We start from the raw sequence: 2,347 nt of genomic DNA on the forward strand, positions 1-2,347 counted from the left end.
CAGCTGAGCGGTAAGGCGTGTCATCTTTTCGGTAAAGGGCTCGCTGTCTTCCTCCATGTCCGCTGCGCCCACATAACGCCCGGGTGTCAGTACAAAGTCATGTTTTTTAATGTCATCGAGCGATGCTGAATAACAAAATCCCTTTTCATCTTCGTAGCCGTCATCCTCTTGCCAGGCATGGAAGGTGTCCGCAATTTTGGCGATGTCTTCGTTGGTGAAATCGCGCAGTACCCGGTCTTTCATGTAGCCGAGGTTGCGGGCATCGATAAACAGGGTTTTGCCGCGCCGGTCGGTCTTCTTTTTGTCCAGTGACAGGCCGTTGGGTTTGTCCTTGGTGAGAAACCAGATGCAGGCGGGTATCTGGGTGTTGGTGAACAGTTGCCCGGGCAGGGCCACCATGCACTCAACCAGGTCGGCTTCGATCAGCGCCTTGCGAATCTCACCCTCGTTGTTGGTGTTGGAGCTCATGGAGCCGTTGGCGAGCAGCAGCCCCATAGAGCCCTGGTCGTTGAGATGGTACAGCATGTGCTGTATCCAGCCGAAGTTGGCGTTACCCTGAGGCGGGGTGCCGTATTTCCAGCGTACGTCGCCTTCGAGCCTGGCGTTCCACCAGTCCTTGATGTTGAACGGCGGATTGGCCATGACGTAGTCGGCGCGAAGATCCGGGTGCTGGTCATCCAGAAAGCTGTCGGCGTTTTTCTTGCCGAAGTTGAAGTCGATGCCCCGGATGGCCATGTTCATCGCGGCCAGCTTCCAGGTGGTGGGGTTGCTCTCCTGGCCGTAAACGGAGATGTGCTTTTTCTGCTCGCTGGCCTTGTAGTGCTTCTCGCCGGCATGCTTCTCGATGAACTTGTCATTGGAGACAAAGAAGCCACCGGCACCCATCGCCGGGTCATAGACGCGGCCGTTGTAGGGGGCGAGCATCTCGATAATCAGGGTAACGATACTCTTGGGTGTGTAGTACTGACCGCCCTGTTTACCCTCTGCCAGGGCGAACTGGCCTAAGAAGTATTCGTAGACATGGCCGAGTATGTCTTTGCTGTGCAGATTTAGCTTTTTGCCGTTGTATTCGGGCTTGCTGAAGCTGGTGTCGGAGAATTTGTTGATCAGCTCCGACAGATTGTGGTTTTCAACCTGATACTGACTGATGCGGGGCAACACGCCCTTGAGCTTGGGGTTGACCAGTTTGCCTGCCTGGCCGGCAGACTGGTCGTCAATCTTGAAGTTTTCGATCTGCTCCAGCGCCTGATCGATGAGCCACGAGATGGAGCGTAGCTTCACGTCATTGCCGTTATCCTCCTGCCAGATAACCGAACCGATAGGCCGTGCTGCGGCTTGCTTCAAGGTGTTCCAGCGGGAGCGAAGTGGAACCCAGAATACGTTCTCCGCCTGGTAATACTCGTGTAGCTCCAGCGCGGCATTGACGGCTTTCTTGTATTCGTCGTCGCTGCCGTAGCCATCACGCGGCATGTAGTAGTAGATATTATCGTCGCTGCCATCTTCGGTGAACAAGTGGCGCAGCTCGGTCTGGCGCTCTTCAAAGGCATCCGAGACATACTTCAGGAAGATTAAACCCAGCACGACGTGCTTGTAGTTGGCCGCGTCCAGGTTGTTGCGCAGCTTGTCGGCAGCCTTCCAGAGTTTATCATCGAGGGCTTTCAGGAATTCTTGTTCAGCAGTTTTCATAGGGTTTTCTCAGTGTGCTCGTCAGTTATTTAGCCTTGATCCGTCTTCTGTTCTTGTTGGATGATCCAGCGGCCGATTTCACTTTTGCGAAACCGCCATGAGGCACCCACCTTGAATCCCGGGATCTTCCCATCAGCTGCCAGACGATAGGCCGTTTTCTCAGTCAATTTCAGATAACTGGCGACCTCTTTAATGGTTATAATCTCGCTAGTCATGGCATTCTCATAAATATAGGGACAGTGATGCTAAACTGAGAGAATACGGGAAAAATCGGCATCAATCAAGAAGCAAGGCTGGGAATGTCGGTGAAACACCTATTATAGGAAGAGTTTTTGGGTGGAGGGCGAATGCAAGAGAGGGGATCGCCAAAAACCACCCAAGCCTGGCTTACTGGTAACCGCCAGCGGCACCATATATATATATTTGGTGTCTGGAGGGTGTGTAAACCCGTGATTGGGTGGAGTCGGCCAGATGCTGCTCCTCGTAGGCCAGGATATCTTCTGCCCGGTAGACCACGCGGCCATCGATCTTCAGGAACAGCGGACCCCATCCGATGGCTCACCAGCGTTCAGGGGGTACGCTGGGAAACGCCCCATCGCTCGGCGAGTTGCTTCTGATTGATGTGGTTATGAGGTAAATTGCGGGTGGTTCATGGCTTTGG

General features: G+C 53.9%; 2 protein-coding genes. Both read right to left on the reverse strand.

The genetic code is table 11. From position 1 onward, the window contains the following. The coding region (locus S1OALGB6SA_RS08320; protein WP_124033149.1) for a class I SAM-dependent DNA methyltransferase at positions 1 to 1,686 on the reverse strand (1,686 nt) is incomplete at its 3' end. Positions 1,687 to 1,715: 29 nt separating this feature from the next. Then, positions 1,716 to 1,901, reverse strand: coding sequence for a helix-turn-helix domain-containing protein (locus S1OALGB6SA_RS08325; protein ID WP_124033150.1), 186 nt, complete (start codon positions 1,899 to 1,901; stop codon positions 1,716 to 1,718). Between the last annotated feature and the right edge of the window lie 446 nt (positions 1,902 to 2,347).

It is taken from the genome of Olavius algarvensis spirochete endosymbiont (assembly GCA_900608495.1).
Classification (GTDB): Bacteria; Spirochaetota; Spirochaetia; order DSM-2461; family DSM-2461; genus UBA2779.